Here is a 15,273-nt window from a genome sequence, read left to right on the forward strand (position 1 = left end):
GATAAAGTAGACTTAGCTTCAGGTGGGGTTTTAACCCCATCTGAAGGTTAGTCGCCCTTATCCAGGGACTTAGCCGCTCGCCTGTGCCCTTTGGGTATAACTCCCACTTGTAGAAGATGGGAGTCTTAGAGCGGGTTGTCATCGGATAAACAGCACTATGAGCCCGCCTGCGGCTGCCAGGAATTTAACCCCGTCAGCCCCCTTGCCGGCGTATGCAACATGAAGAAAGAAATGGCTAAATTCTTAACCACACTTCCCTGATTTTTCCCAATGTCAGTTTTATAACAATATTCCTTGCTACATGCAGGCCATAAGGAGCCATGAGCCTGTCACAGACTCATGGCTCACCTTCAGCCATAGCGTCAAATTGTTTTATGCACCTTGCACCCGTCGGCAGCAATAGGGGAATAATGGACTTTTTTCCCTTCTATGACTTCCCCGAAAAAGGCAATCCAATAAGGCCTAAATACACTCTCGACCGTGACCTTCTCAATCTCCGGGATCCCGCCGACATGACGGTGCACAACCTTCAAGGCCACCGAGCGGCCCTTTTTAATCAGATACTCTTCATCCTTACCAGTATATTGAACCTGATCCTCACTCACATTCGTCAGGGATACAACACCAGGCATAGTATCAACCCAGGCCACAGAACTATTGCTGCTATCTGCCAGCATAGTAATCATCTGCTTTTTGGCGCCTGGTTTCCGGGCGAATAATTTGTCCAGAATATTAGGCTTATGGGTAACTTCATAAGTAATTAACTTGCATTCTATAAAATGCAGTCTAATTTCGGACAGAGATTTGCCCCGACAGAAGATTCTCCTCAGCAAATTACCTTGTGACTCGGCCATCCGGCCTGCTTCCTCTTTTTCAATACGAATGGGAAATGCTCTAATGTCCATATACTGCCTCTCCAGCCTTAAACCGATTTTTGATCGCTGTTATCATTCTTGCCGTTGCTTTTGCTAAACTTGAACACAATCGACAAATAGTTTAGAAAGATAAGGGTTACGGTAATCATGAGGGCATATGGTATGACTTTACCAACAATAAAATCGTTTTGCGAAGTGATGGCATAAAAGATTATGGCAACCATAACAAAATATAAAGCAACCAGAAACCCGTCAATACCAAACCAGCTTATTTCCAAATCCTTTTTAGACATTATGCCGCCTCCTTCTCTACAACTGTTGTACCGACCTTGTTGCCAATAATCCAGGCGAGCAGCGATAAGGGCAACGCGGCAACAAGCGGTTCCAGTTCAAACGCTTCCAATGGGACTGCTTTAAAATATGAAAACACGATAACGCCGGTTAAGAGTCCCATATAGCCACCCAATACCGTCTTTCTTCCCGGCCAGACCAAAGCACCGACAATCGGCACGAAACCGGCCGCCATCCACAGACTGGCAACGAAAATAAAGGCGTCCTGAGCAGTGGTAAACTGGAAAGCAACTAACAGCGACAATGCAGCAATACAAACAATACCGACCCTCGTTGCGGTAACCAATTGCTTCTGTGTAAGGTCACCTTTGAATCTGGCATAAATGTCGTTAGCCAAAGTAGCGCCACCGGACAGATAGTAGCCATCCAACGCGGATACAATCCCGCCGACCAAGCCAATGATAAATAACGCGCGTACCCCTTCAGGCAGGCTTTCTAAAACCAGCTTGATATAACCTTCGCCTGGCAGCAAGTCAGGGTATTTGGCTTTTACGACCAAACCAGCCAGGGTTAATACGATATCAAAGCAAATCCAGATGACAAAGCAGGATAATAAGGCCCGTCTGCCTGCTTTCGGGGAATCAGCGGCAGAAAACCGCTGGTAGAAAGTCGGGTCAGCATAAACCCCAAAAGCCAGCACACACAGCATAACAGCTTTCATCGGCGTAAGTCCACCCACAGGGTCCAACAATTCTGGTGTACTTGCCAAAGCCTGCTGCAAACCGGCCCAGCCGCCAATATCGGTCCACTGACCTGGCATGACCATTGTCAGGCCAAAGCACATGCACCAAAATAACACCATGTCGGTTACAGCAACACCCATTAAACCACCCAATACCGCCAGCACCACCACGATGCCGACACAGATGACACCGGCGGCCACATTGCTGATGCCCCAAGCCGCCTTACCGATAAAGCCCATAGCTGTTACATTACCCAGCTGGGTGCAATAGATAAACATGAGAATGGCTCCCAGTATGGCCACACCTTTACCATAGGTACTTTCCAGCAAATCGGGTACGGTAATATCGGTCCTGACATGAATCTTAGGGCCAACCCATAAGGCCAGAGGTATCCGGCCGGCATGGGCGGTAACGCACCAAATGAGCCAGATGGAAAGACCATACATAGCGGCATATTCCACAGTTCCCACCGTACCTACCCCGCCATACCAGGTAGCTACCAAAGCGCCCACAATTAAAGACCAGGGCAGACTGCGGTTGCCCAGATAAAAGCTCTCCATATCTTTTACGGCTTTGGAGAAATGATAGCCGACAAGTACAATGAACAGGGTAAATAAAATAATAACCACATTATCAAAGGTTGATAATAACATCAATAAACACCTGCCTTTTAAAAAGTCGTCATAATTAGAGAGCAAACTAGCCTTACACTTTGTATAAAGAAAACACGGCTTGCGCCGAGCCTTCGCGAAAGCGGAAGCCGATGTTGCCCTTATCCAGACGGAAAGTTATACTTTCCTACAGGACAAAATTCACCCTTCGGAGCTTATGTACTAATAAGCCAGCGCACCTGTTTTAGTTTCGACGCGCTTGACCAATTCCCCCGACAATATCAGTTGGCTGATGACTTCAATATCTTCACAAATGACCCGGTCTTCTTCCATAAACGGTACGGCTTCCCTTACGGCCAAATAGGTTTCCTTAGTTCCTGCGCCAAAATTGGCCGGCGGCGACAGATCAAGGGCCTGACTTGCAGCCAATAATTCGATAGCTACGACATTTCGTAAATTTTCAACCATAGTCCGGACCTTTTTGGCGGCAATACAGCCAAAACTCACATAATCTTCCTGCCCGCCCGCAGTAGGGATGGAGTCAACCGATACGGGCTGAGCCAGCAGTTTATTTTCAGCCACCAGTGCGGCCGCGGTATATTGCGTGATCATAAACCCGCTGTTAAGTCCGCCGTTGTTAATAAGAAATGGCGGCAGCCCGCTCAGACTGGGATCCAATAACCGGTACAGTCGCCGATCCGAAATATTAGCCATTTCCCCTACCGGGATGGCCAGCACGTCCAGCACTAATCCGACTGGCGCGCCGTCGCAGTTACCGCCATGAACAACAACAGCCTGGTCCGCCTCTTCAAAGACCAGCGGATTATCACTGATTGACGCCAGCTCGGTGTGAAGGTTTTGCTCAACATACCTGATGGCATCCTTGCAGGCGCCGTGAACCTGCGGTATCATCCTGATACTTAATGCATCCTGCAGTCGCCGGGTACTGACTCCGTCGCGCGTGCTGCCGGCAAGCAAGCAATTGAGATTATCGACAGTTTTGCGCATGCCGGGATAGGGCCGCACTGTACACAGTCTGCTGTCAAAATGGCTGATATTGCCTTGCAGCGCTTCAAAACTTAAAGCCCCTGCAATATCACAAAGCTTGGCCAGGTTGATGGCGTCATGCAGCGCCAAGCTCCCCACCGCAGTCATAAATGATGAGTTATTCATCAGGGAAAGGCCTTCTTTGGCCTCCAGCCGGATCAGTGCAAGCCCGGCCCGGTTCATAGCCTCGGCCCCGGTCATTAGCTGTCCCTGAAAATAAGCCTTGCCCCTGCCGTATAATACCAGCGCCATATGTGCGCCCGGCTGGAGATAGCCCACAGAACCCTTTTGCGGTATGTAAGGAGTAACCCCTTTATTCAGCATGGCCAGCAGTGTTTCCACAGTATCCAGCCTAATACAGGTATGGCCCTGCGTAAGATTGTTGACCAAAACCAGTAAAAAAGCCCGAACGACTTCTTCTGGAAATGGATCGCCCACATTGCAGGAATGGCTCATAATGAATTTTTCCTGCATAAGCATGGAATCTTCCGGAAAAATTCTTTTTTGCCAGAAAGGTCCCACACCGGTAGTAATACCGTAGACAACCCGGTCTTCTCGCAAAAAAGCCTCCACTTTTTCCCTGAACCGGGATATGATTTTTTTCCTTTCCGCCGATAGGGCAACCGGGGCTTGCTTCCGGGCTACCCTAACAATATCCTCGATGGTAAGGCGACCGCCAATGATTACCGTTTCTTGATATTCCCGCATAATGCCTCCTCTGGTACCAGCCTATACACCGCCGGTAACTAATTGCCCAGTTCAACGTCCACCTCCACTTAATTTTTCTGAGAAATAATTATTTCAAAGATTACTATTGCAAAACTTATGCCAACTCTAATCAACGTCTCTTATTGAATAGACAAATAGATAAAATATACAGAATCTAAATACTTTTATTGCTATTCATACAATCTAATTGAGAATCGATTGTAAATTCATTGAGAATAACACGTGTCATTTTGCAGCCAGTGACGAATTTTTGATTAATAAATCCAATAATATGCCAATTTTTCGATTATTGCATTTATACTATGCCAAATTTTTCTGCACCCCTTAGCGAAATTTCAGAAAAACTCCTTACCAATCCAAACAAAAATGACGCCAAATAATTTGGCGTCATGCCCAGAAAATTTTTGCACTACTATTCACACATGCTAAATTTCTTCATTCGATACTGCAGACTTTGCCTGCTCATCCCCAACACCTTGGCAGTCTGGGTAATATTCCCCGAATTCTCATCCAATGTCTGGCGAATTAATTCGTATTCAAAGCGTTCTACACGTTCATCAAATGACCCTGGCTCTCCTGATAACACTATTTTTGTGCTACTGTCTCGATGAGTACTGCTAGTTGCCCGTTCTAACGGTCTTAAATAATCCGGCAGGCACTCAAGCGTTATCATACTTACGTCATCTGCAGCACGGTTAAAGGCATATTCAATTACATGATGAAGTTCTCTTACGTTGCCCGGCCAATCATATTGTTGGAAGGCATTAAGTACCCCTTCCTCCATAGTAAGCTGCTCCCGATTATACTGCGCACACAATTCCTGCAGGAAATTTCGTGCCAGGAGAATTATATCCTGATTGCGGTCTTTTAAAGCAGGAAGATCAATCTTGATGGTAGAGATCCGGTAATAAAAATCCATACGGATTTTTTGCTGCTGCATAAGAGCGGCAAGGTTCTCATTCGCTGCGGAGATGATCCGCACATCACATTGTATATATTTGTTGCCGCCTATACGTTGAAAACGCTTTTCCTGCAAAACCCTTAAAAGCTTAGCCTGTATCTCCGGACTAATGGAATTGACTTCGTCAAGAAAAATTGTTCCGCCATTCGCCATTTCAAAAAGCCCAGCCTTACTGACGCTGCCTGTAAAAGCGCCCTTTTCAGTACCGAAAAACATGCTCTCAAACAGATTGCCAGGCACAGCGCTGCAATTAACATCGATAAATGGCTTATATCTTCTGGCGCTAAACGAGTGTATACTCTGCGCCACAAGCTCTTTTCCTGTTCCGGTAGCTCCCACAATCAGGATCGACGAATCAGTAAGAGACACTTTTTTGGCAAAATGAATAATATCTTTCATGCTCTCGTCTTCATGTACGATATTATCAAAGGTGTACATGGCCGCTTGGCCCACAGGCTCCGTACTGCCAATATACGCTTCCAGGTTAAAAGTACGATTTTTAAGCCGTTTTAATACAGATAAATCGCTTTCGAAAACAACAGCGCCATACAGATTGTTATCAATTATCAGAGGATATCCGGAGTTTATTGTAGTTAAAGTCATGCCATTTTTCATCTTGAAGCGGTCACACCGGTTTGCAACCGGCTTTTTTGTTCTTAAAATCGTCAGAACCGTACTGTATTCCTCGTTTACATCATAAATGTCGAGCAGATGCTTTCCCAGGTAATCAAGGCTCCTATACCCCTCCAGGGACTCACTTGCGGGATTGCCAAACAAAAAGTTCCCGTTGCGGTCATATATTTGAACGCCTTCTGCCATATGTCCAAAAATCTGTTTGTAAAAATCAAGCAGTACTCCGTTACTGCTTAAATATAATACTCTTCCATCCGGTTCAGTTACACACTGATATCGAAAGAACTTATTGCTAAGCTCCACAATGCCATAATCTTTAAGAGAAGCCCCCAATACATGGTCGATTTGCTGATTTATTAAGCTGGTACAGATATTATCTGCAAACGCATGATTTTCCCCAACCCGCTGCACTGCCTTTATGCGAAGTGCAGCGTCAAGTTTAATGATCAAATCAAGCACAGCCATTAAACCTCCATTTTCTTCTGCTTTAATACTGGAAAGTAGCCTGTAGAGTTTACTATGTGTTCTTCTCAACAAACTCACCATAATCCTGCATACTGTATATCAGATAAGCTAAATTGCTACAACACTCCAAACGAAACTCTTCGCCTAAAAATGTCCTGAACCCTTACAGATTGATGGGTTTAGGACATTTCAACGGTTCCACCGTTACTGCATTCTTGTAAAGAAAATATCTCATTGGCGTCAGTTCAGTTATCTGTTAAACCTTAAATCGCCTAACCATCGAATCTAGATTAGCTGCCAAACTGGACAACTGTTGAGCCGTAGCGGAAAACTCCTGCACTGAGGCAGTCTGTTCTTCAACAGCAGCTGCCGAATCCTCAGACAAAGCGGCAATCTGTTTTGCTACACTAGCAACCGTCTGCGAGGCTTGTGCAATGCCGGAGAGTTGATCTGACGTCTGGTTATTTAGTTCGGCAATTCCCTCAACCGCCTGACGACTTTGCTTTGATTTATCCACTATAATGGTTAGAGATTGAGACAGCTTTGTCACAGCCGAGACAATATTCCCTAATTCTTGGCCCAGAAGCACATTAATTGCTTGAGTATCATCTACCGGCCTCTGAATAGCCTTTATCTTTTCAGTTACCTTATCGGCCGCATGATTGCTCTGCTCAGCAAGCTTTCGAACTTCATCCGCCACTACAGCAAAACCTCGGCCAGCTTCGCCAGCCCTGGCCGCTTCAATGGCTGCGTTCAAAGCAAGAAGGTTTGTCTGGCCTGCTATCTGCTTAATCAAATCGATAATCTGACTAATATCTTTTGAATGAGCAGTTAATGTGGTGACACTATCCGAAATTTTATCAACCGTTTGTTTAAGGTCTTCTGTGCGCTCGACCAGAACATCCGCATTTTCGGCTCCGCTGTGAGCCTGACGCTCAGACTCGCCAGAAAGGCTGGCCGCCTGATGGGCATTTATCGCAACTTGCTTCATACCAGTTGAAATATTATCAAGTCTATGCGCTAAATCACGGACACTGGCGTTTTGCTCACTAGCCCCGCCTGCGACATCTTGCATGCTGACAGCCACCTGCTCTACAGCGTTGCCACTTTCTAAACTCGCCTGCGATAGGGCATTGGCCAGGCGGGATACTTCTGCAGCAGTCTTGCGGCTGCTTTTAATTATTTCATGCACACTGGCGATAAACATATCAAAATATTGACTAATCTGCCCAATCTCATCTCTACGCTCCAAATTTAATCTATGCGTCAAATCACCCTGACCTGTGGCGACATTGGCAAAAGAGACTGATAACTGGGTCAAAGGGCGAATTACCTGCACGATAACAACATAAAAGGCAATAATAACAACGAATATTGATAAGGTAAAAATAGCAACCTGAACCTGTTTGGACGTAGTAACTTTATTTTGTGAATAGGTGTCAAGTATATTAACTAGCTTATTTACCTCATCTACATATCCGGCAACGTAAGCATTAACCCTACCCACTCCGCCTGCTGCCATTTCTTGATTTTCAGCAGCAATGACCTGCTGGATGAAAGATTTGTACTCAGCCCACATCGGCTTAACCTTATTGATCTGTTGACGGGCACCATCAGAACCAACAGCTGTCAATTTTAATGTAGCATCGCCTTGCTCTAGACCATTGAGAATCTTGTCATACATAGCTATTTCCTGGCCAATTTCATCTTGCAGAACAGGCTTCTCTTCTTTGGGTACAGCGGCAAGTCTGTTCGTAAGTAGTGCTAATTTATATGCGCGAAAGCGTAAATTACCGGATAAATTAATGGTAGACCCATCGCCTTTTAGTTCTTCGAAGGTATAAAGGTTAACAGCCAATAGTCCGCCTACAAATAAGAACAGCATTGCCAAAATCATAATTAGTTTTTTCTTTACTGTCATAATACCCTCCGTGAATTAACTTATTTTTATCCTTAGGCCCGAAAGAAACCCCTCTGTGCGGGTACAGGTTCCTTCTTGCATCTATCTATTTGTTATATTCTAGGATAAAAACAAATAATAATCGATGACATAGATCACGTTCAGGAATAATTTACTAAATAAATCAATAATGCAATCTGCATCCTGATAAACATTCAAATTAGACCACTTATTTGCGCTGAAGATAATCGTCACTAATCCATTACACCCTAACAATTTTACAGTGAATAATAAATAACCATACTTAATCGCGTCAGTCCAATACCAGGGTTATGATATGTATGGCGCTTGTCTGCCCGGAACATTATAGAGTCACCTTTATTTACCGTATACTCTTTTTCGTTCGTTATCATAGTCAATTCACCGTCAACAACGGTAATGAATTCCTGTGTTTTCTCTCCATGAGTATCTGTACACAGATGTCCGCCCGGCTCTATCTCAACTATGTACATTTCAAAACGACGACCATCTTCATAAGGGAAGACTGGGTAAACTCTATATTTGCCGTTATCCTCAATGAGCGGTTCAACATCAGACTTATGCACAATCATTGCGTCGTCTTGAGGGGCATTAATCAGGGATGTAAAAGAGACTTTTAACCCAATGGCAATTTTCCAGATGGTGTTGATTGTTGGACTGGATTCACCTCGCTCAATCTGCCCAAGCATGGATTTACTAACACCTGTAATATCGGCAACTTTTTCAAGGCTTAATTTCTTCTCCTCGCGAATCCGTTTCAAATTACTGGCGATTATCAAATTTAAATCTCTCAAAAAATTACCCCCTCTACTTGTAATCTATAATGTGTGTGTTATATAATAACCAAAAGACGTTATAACATTCATTTCGTGCGTTATGAAACACGAGCGTTATAGTGCACTTATTGGCTATTATATCATACCAAAGAAAACTTTTACTATTTTGGGTGCTGGAGGGGTTAAATAATGCAAGAATCCCATAGTTTTAAAGAGGGATTTGTCGCAGGAATACCTATTGTTATTGGTTATTTCCCGGTAGCCATGGCCTTTGGCCTGCTTGCGAAGACAGTCAATATTTCACTATTAGACAGTTGTTTGTTTTCCTTGATTGTCTTTGCAGGGGCAAGTCAGTTTATGGCTTTAGACCTTATTAAAGCCGGAATCGCCACAGGGGATATAGTGCTTGCGACATTTCTGCTCAATTTACGGCATCTAATGATGAGTGCTTCTTTGGCTGTGCGCCTTAAAGAGGTAAAAAAAGGTTGGCTGCCGTTTATTGCTTTTGGTATTACTGATGAAAGTTTTTCTGTCGCCTCATTAAAAAAAGGCAAACTTAGTGTACCCTTTTTGCTTGCATTGCAAGGCATTGCTTATGGTTCATGGGTAAGCGGCACTTTCGCAGGCTATCTTCTAGGTACGGCGTTACCTGTAACGGTTCAGAGCAGCCTGGGAATAGGTCTTTACGCCATGTTTACTGCGATACTGGTGCCTGAGATAAGGAAGTCTGCTAACGTTCTGTGCTTAGCGGTTATTTCGGGAATTATCTATGTATTCAACGACTACTTTACTGTTCTTCCGTCTGGCTGGAGCCTTATTGCATCGATTATATTGGCCTCATTGATTGGCCTCTTCGTGTTAAAGGACGAAACCAAGGAGTGTCAACTATGACAAATTATTTACCATTAATCATTGCCATGATGATTGTTACCTATTTGCCAAGGCTACTACCTTGGGTTGTGTTATCAGAACGTCCGCTACATCCGTTATTACGGCGGTTTCTCCTTTATATACCCTACACTGCTCTTGGCGCATTAATTGTCCGGGGAGCAATGGAAGCACCATCAGAGATGGCTATAGCAACACTTGCCGGCATACTAGTATCGGCAACTTGTTCATGGTTTAAAGGAGGATTGGTGTCGTCCGTCTCAGCCTCCATCCTTGCTGTCTTCTTGATTCTGTCTTACCATTAGGAAACAGCCTAATTACTATGCACGGTTGTTCTTTCTTAACCTGGGTTCAGTCTAAAATTGGAATGCGCATTACATTATGATCTCTTCTTGGTTCCCCTGGTTAGAGGACCATCTTTAATCGGTTTAGCCTCTGTGGATAGAGTTGGAATTAAGCTCACCCTCGACAGTAAATACCACAATTGGTAATATAAACAATTGTGGAACATATACTGGATATCATAAGTTCAGCGGAGGTACATCTATATGAATAAAGTCTTACTTCATAGAGAAGCGGCCGTAATACGTCCTGATATTAGCGATGAACTTGAAGTTTTCTTATATACCAACCTTAGTGCCATAGTTTCTCCTAATCCTGAGGTGTTATTAACCCCTAGTTTCCAAGCTGCATTGAATTCAGCTTTAAATAGTGTAGGCAGCCGCCATAATATTGCTTTACCGAGCGATCTAAAAGATATACTTGACGTGTTTATCATATCTAATGCAGGCAAAATTGCTGAATAATTATGTTATTTGGGTTCTTCCCAGATTTTGATGATGAAGATGAATTTTAGTCCGAATTAATTAGTAATGAGGCATCGCTTATTTAGCGATGCCTCATATGGTTGTGTTAAATCAAATGCCCTAGCCCCGTGTTTATTGGCTGAATTGGCAGATCCGGGTATAGATCATCATTATTTATTCCTAATAAGTTGTCATTATGCCTGAATCCGAGCCCATAATTCCTCAGAGAAGAACCCTTTGCCGACCTGGTTGACAGAACCTGTCATAAAAACATGTCCGTCTTTCTGGATATCTACTTTAATAATACCGCCTGGCATATGGACATTAATCTCATTGTCAACCATTCCGAGTCGATAGGCTGCACTAGCAGCCGCACAGCTACTGCTGCCAGAAGCAAGTGTATATCCCGCCCCACGTTCCCAGATTTCAATCTGAATATTATTTCGGTCTAACACCTTTAAGAACTGAACATTAATGCGGTTAGGAAAACGGCTATGGTTTTCAATTGCGGGTCCCAGATCTAGCGCTGTTTCACGAGAGGGCTCATCATACAGCACTACACAATGGGGGTTGCCAATTGACACGCAGGTTGTGGATAAGCATTGACCTTGAACTACCAGTTCTTCGTTCAGCACTTCCCTGTCTGGTCCGGTCACAGGAATGTTCGTACTCTGGAACGTTACTGTTCCCATATCTATCCGGATCTGGCTGCCTTTGTCATCAAGCAGCTCTATATAAACTTCACCGCCAACAGTCCCCAAACTAAACTCTTTTTTTGTGACATAGCCTTCGTCTACAAGATACCGGGAAAATATTCTAACCCCATTGCCGCTTTTCTCGGCCTCGCTTCCATCGGGATTAAGTATCCTCAAGTTAATGGATTTTCCCTGAAACAAAGGGCCCAAAAGGATACCATCTGAGCCAATACCAAAATTCCGGTGGCAAATCAATCGTATGTTGTCCTCAGATAAGTCAACGCCTGCCTTATTGGGATCAATAACAATATAATCGTTTCCTAACGCATGATACTTATAAAAATGAAAATTCATTAGAGCGCCTCCCATGTATCTAGTTGATCTGTCCTTATCCATAAATCGGGTAGCCTTCTGTGCAAGGTTTTCCCGCTATAACGATGACCGCAATATACTATTAAACAAAATGGCAATGACCTATACTAGTAGGTTATTGCCATTTTCTCCGTAATGTATAAGGTACCCTGCTAAAAATTCATTACAGTTTTATTACATTATTGAAACTGTTCTATTTGCCGGGTGACTCTTTTTCGTTAGCTTGTTTAATTCGCATGCCAACCCAAAGCTAGTTAGCATCTTTTATTCTTTGGTACATTAAACCTGTGCCCTTGTACCTCGACGCCTTTACCCAGCATTTTTTCGAACTAAATGATATACATTTACTCCGACAACAAACAGGTTAACTAAGACTACTGGCAATGCTTGAATCGCAACTCCGTAAATGACAAATAAAATAGCACCTACCACATTGATAAAACGCAATTTATTGATAGATTTCATCAAAAAAGAAATCGCTACCAAACCCGAAGCCAAATATCCCAGCCATTCTACTAAATTAATGGTTCCCATCGATTATCATATCCGATCTTAACCTATTATTTGACAAAAGGACTCGGGGCAGGTTCTCACCAGTCATTGCTTCTCACAACAATAACATAGCTGAACAAGACCTGTTTCAAAATAAAGTGTACTTTTCAATCTTAGTTTTTGCTCAGGGCGTCCGTCTTGAAAAAGTCTAATTCCATTGCCTAAAACAGTTGGGATTATTGATATGATCAGTTCGTCGATCATTTTACTCTTAAATAACTCATTTACAATCTCTGCTCCACCGTCAACAAAAATATTTTTCCCTTCCTTTTTCTTTAAGCCTGTTATTAACGCTTCAAGATCATCAGAATAATACTCTATATTCTGATCAACTCCGGTTCTTGTTTTTGAAATCACATAACATTTTCTCCCGTTATGTGGAAAATCGATATTAAATGAAAGTACCTTATCATAAGTTTTTCTTCCCATTATTACGGTATCAACGGTTTCAATAAACTTGGCATACCCATAGTCTTCCGGTGGTTTATCTACAATTGATAGCCAATCAATATCCCCATTTAACCTTGCAATGTAACCATCTACACTCATTGCTATATATAAAATCACTTTTCTTTCCATGGATATCAAAGCCTCCATTAATATAAATATCAACGATATAGCCATCAACGGAAAGATCATTACTCTAAAACAACGTCGGGATTTCTCTCAAGTAACGCCCCCTCAATTTGATTCTATCATATCCCACGTCTCGCCTGCCTTGACAAACCCTACCACTATAAAGCATGTACCTTTTGATAGCTGAGACTAACTAATGACATCGTGATTATGCTATAATAATATGTAATTTTTTGAAACTGAAGGAGGGTCTTATCTTGAAATATCAGATAGAAATGCTATGGGCTGCATTAATTTTGGTGGCCGTACTTGTCATATTTACACTGGGTAAAAGCCCGATATTTCGAGTAGACCGTGCAGGTGCAGCTATTATTGGGGCGGTAGCCACAGTAGGTACAGGGGTATTGTCCTTCCAGGAAGCAACCTCAGCTGTTGATTATAGAACGATCATTATCTTATTCTCAATGATGATTGTGGTCGCTAACTTGAAATTGGCGGGATTCTTCGAACTGATGGGAAATGCGGTCTGCCAACGAGTCAACAGCAAAAAGCAGTTACTTTTCGCTATTGTCATGGTCAGCGGTATTATGTCGGCATTGGCAATAAACGACATCATCTGCCTGCTCTTTACTCCAGTAGTGCTATTTATATGTAGAAAAGCCCAATGCAATCCTCTGCCGCATCTATTAGGCGTGGCGATGGCATCCAATATCGGCAGTGCCGCAACGCTACTAGGTAATCCGCAAAATATTTTAGTAGGAAGTTTATCCAACATTTCGTTTATATCCTACTTTTTAACGGCAAGTCCGGTGGCGCTAATCGGCTTGATTTCTACATACGCCGTTATAACTTATTATTACCGGGAGGAGCTCAAAGGCCGTTATTTCGCATCCCCTATCAATAATACCAATGTACACATATATCTGATAATTAAAACCTTTCTTGTATTAATTTTTGTGTTAATCGCTTATATGAGTGGATATGATTTGGCTCTATCTGCTAGCCTAGGAGGAGCATTATTACTCATCACCAGACGCGTTAAACCAAACAAAGTATATACCAGCGTTGACTTTAATCTCTTAATTATTTTCATTGGTCTCTTTATCATTGTGGCCGGTGTCGAACATAGCGGGTTAATGAACCTGCTTCTTGAACATTTGTTTTTTTCGGAAATTAACAGTATCGGTTTATTTGCGGTGTTGACTCTTATCGTTTCAAACATAGTTAGTAATGTACCTGCCGTTTTATTACTAAAATTCCTTATACCAGCAACAAATGCAGAATATTGGTGGAAAGCGTTAGCTTTGTTCTCTACGTTGGCCGGAAATCTTACGATAACTGGATCTATCGCCAATTTGATTGTGGTAGAGATTGCTAAAGGTGAGCATGTCCATATAACTGCCAGGGATTATTTCAAGGTTGGCTTTCCACTTACCTTACTAACAACAGCCATTGGCGTACTATTGTTATAGGTAGCTCGCTTTAACTATTTCACCACTACATCGCGTGATATCCCGGTTGACCGCTCAATTTTCCAGATTGAAAACTATCCATTTTTAAGGGACAGTGTGGGTTACTATATTAGAGTAGAACCAGACGTAAAAATTTATGTAGAAGATGTTAACCCTGAGGGCGAAAAGACAATCTGTTTTCTTTTTTTGTCAGAGTAAATGACCTATAAGATTTCCGTATAAATTTCTAAAACTTCCTTTTAAGCAGCATCTGATATTCACTGTTAGAATTCGATGGATTCCGCTCAATCTCAATCCACCTGTCCTTATCCTCATCAAGTTCAACATGAACTACCCCGCTTTTCACCTGCACCCCGGGCATAATTTCAATACCTTTTTTCTCTTCTCGCTTTATGGAAACTGTGTGATCAGCCAAATTAACAGGCTTGTCATCTGTAGTTACTTTTTTACCAGGTGGCATATGTTGTGAACCTATTGCCCCTTCTTCAGAGACGCGCGACTTAGAATCAGGTGTAGCCGGCTTACCTTCCTGCACACTAGGTGTCTCATTGGCAGGAGGCGGAAGGATTGTTACCGGCTCCGGAGTAGTCGATTCTACCGGTGGAGTTGCGCGGAAATGATAATAATTGACCGCCCAGCCAAGCGCAAGCAGTATACTCAAAATAATAACGAAAATAATAACTTTTTGCTTCAAATTCAAGCCTCCCTTAATAATCAAAAACTTTTCTTCGTTTTTCTCGTGTATTCACAGTATTTCACATTGATAATATAGAGCCTACTCCCCCGGATAGACTGGCTAAGCTGGTCGCTATGTGGTTTTTGGGTACGGCAAACAAACCGCG

Annotated in this window: 15 protein-coding genes; 4 read left to right on the top strand and 11 right to left on the bottom strand. The window is 43.0% G+C overall.

Annotation, left to right across the window (positions count from 1 at the left end; all coding sequences use genetic code 11):
* Positions 1 to 362: 362 nt before the first annotated feature.
* From VN447_RS17890 to VN447_RS17920, 7 genes are all read right to left on the bottom strand, one after another.
* Positions 363 to 905, bottom strand: a complete 543-nt coding sequence (locus VN447_RS17890) for a hypothetical protein (RefSeq protein WP_325526801.1) — start codon at positions 903 to 905, stop codon at positions 363 to 365.
* Between the two features lie 17 nt (positions 906 to 922).
* Positions 923 to 1,168, bottom strand: a complete 246-nt coding sequence (locus VN447_RS17895) for a hypothetical protein (RefSeq protein ID WP_325526803.1) — start codon at positions 1,166 to 1,168, stop codon at positions 923 to 925.
* A complete protein-coding gene (locus tag VN447_RS17900) occupies positions 1,168 to 2,562 on the bottom strand; it encodes a sodium:solute symporter family protein (RefSeq protein WP_325526805.1) in 1,395 nt (464 codons plus the stop codon). Before VN447_RS17900 ends, VN447_RS17895 begins: the two co-directional genes overlap by 1 nt.
* A gap of 180 nt (positions 2,563 to 2,742) precedes the next feature.
* Positions 2,743 to 4,275 carry a histidine ammonia-lyase gene (gene hutH / locus VN447_RS17905; protein WP_325526807.1) on the bottom strand — a complete coding sequence of 511 codons (1,533 nt, stop codon included), beginning with the start codon at positions 4,273 to 4,275 and terminating at the stop codon, positions 2,743 to 2,745.
* Between the two features lie 433 nt (positions 4,276 to 4,708).
* The gene (locus VN447_RS17910) at positions 4,709 to 6,355 is read right to left on the bottom strand and encodes a sigma-54 interaction domain-containing protein (RefSeq protein ID WP_325526809.1); all 1,647 of its coding nucleotides are present in this window, start codon (positions 6,353 to 6,355) and stop codon (positions 4,709 to 4,711) included.
* Between the two features lie 256 nt (positions 6,356 to 6,611).
* Positions 6,612 to 8,276 carry a methyl-accepting chemotaxis protein gene (locus tag VN447_RS17915; RefSeq protein ID WP_325526810.1) on the bottom strand — a complete coding sequence of 555 codons (1,665 nt, stop codon included), beginning with the start codon at positions 8,274 to 8,276 and terminating at the stop codon, positions 6,612 to 6,614.
* 257 nt (positions 8,277 to 8,533) lie between these two features.
* On the bottom strand, positions 8,534 to 9,088 hold the full coding sequence (locus tag VN447_RS17920) for an XRE family transcriptional regulator (protein WP_325526812.1): 555 nt from the start codon (positions 9,086 to 9,088) through the stop codon (positions 8,534 to 8,536).
* 171 nt (positions 9,089 to 9,259) lie between these two features.
* Between VN447_RS17920 and VN447_RS17925 the strand changes: the two genes are divergently transcribed.
* The 3 genes from VN447_RS17925 to VN447_RS17935 all read left to right on the top strand — a co-directional run bounded on the left by VN447_RS17925 (position 9,260) and on the right by VN447_RS17935 (position 10,764).
* On the top strand, positions 9,260 to 9,961 hold the full coding sequence (locus tag VN447_RS17925; protein WP_325526814.1) for an AzlC family ABC transporter permease: 702 nt from the start codon (positions 9,260 to 9,262) through the stop codon (positions 9,959 to 9,961).
* Entirely contained in the window at positions 9,958 to 10,263 is a 306-nt protein-coding gene (locus VN447_RS17930) for an AzlD domain-containing protein (protein ID WP_325526816.1), read from the top strand. Before VN447_RS17925 ends, VN447_RS17930 begins: the two co-directional genes overlap by 4 nt.
* Positions 10,264 to 10,506: 243 nt before the next feature.
* Positions 10,507 to 10,764 (top strand): hypothetical protein, encoded by a 258-nt coding sequence (locus tag VN447_RS17935; protein ID WP_325526818.1) that lies wholly within the window; start codon positions 10,507 to 10,509, stop codon positions 10,762 to 10,764.
* A gap of 194 nt (positions 10,765 to 10,958) precedes the next feature.
* Here VN447_RS17935 and dapF read toward each other — a convergent pair whose 3' ends face one another.
* The 3 genes from dapF to VN447_RS17950 all read right to left on the bottom strand — a co-directional run bounded on the left by dapF (position 10,959) and on the right by VN447_RS17950 (position 12,962).
* On the bottom strand, positions 10,959 to 11,813 hold the full coding sequence (gene dapF / locus VN447_RS17940; RefSeq protein ID WP_325526820.1) for a diaminopimelate epimerase: 855 nt from the start codon (positions 11,811 to 11,813) through the stop codon (positions 10,959 to 10,961).
* 327 nt (positions 11,814 to 12,140) lie between these two features.
* On the bottom strand, positions 12,141 to 12,365 hold the full coding sequence (locus VN447_RS17945; protein ID WP_325526822.1) for a hypothetical protein: 225 nt from the start codon (positions 12,363 to 12,365) through the stop codon (positions 12,141 to 12,143).
* A 63-nt stretch (positions 12,366 to 12,428) separates the two neighbouring features.
* On the bottom strand, positions 12,429 to 12,962 hold the full coding sequence (locus VN447_RS17950) for a dihydrofolate reductase family protein (RefSeq protein WP_325526824.1): 534 nt from the start codon (positions 12,960 to 12,962) through the stop codon (positions 12,429 to 12,431).
* A gap of 254 nt (positions 12,963 to 13,216) precedes the next feature.
* Here VN447_RS17950 and VN447_RS17955 point away from each other — a divergent pair, with 254 nt between their 5' ends.
* Complete coding sequence (locus VN447_RS17955) at positions 13,217 to 14,431, top strand: SLC13 family permease (RefSeq protein ID WP_325526826.1); 1,215 nt, start codon at positions 13,217 to 13,219, stop codon at positions 14,429 to 14,431.
* 226 nt (positions 14,432 to 14,657) lie between these two features.
* Here VN447_RS17955 and VN447_RS17960 read toward each other — a convergent pair whose 3' ends face one another.
* Positions 14,658 to 15,125 carry a hypothetical protein gene (locus tag VN447_RS17960; RefSeq protein ID WP_325526828.1) on the bottom strand — a complete coding sequence of 156 codons (468 nt, stop codon included), beginning with the start codon at positions 15,123 to 15,125 and terminating at the stop codon, positions 14,658 to 14,660.
* Positions 15,126 to 15,273: the final 148 nt, after the last annotated feature.

The organism is Sporomusa sp., assembly GCF_035561155.1.
Classification (GTDB): Bacteria; Bacillota; Negativicutes; order Sporomusales; family Sporomusaceae; genus Sporomusa.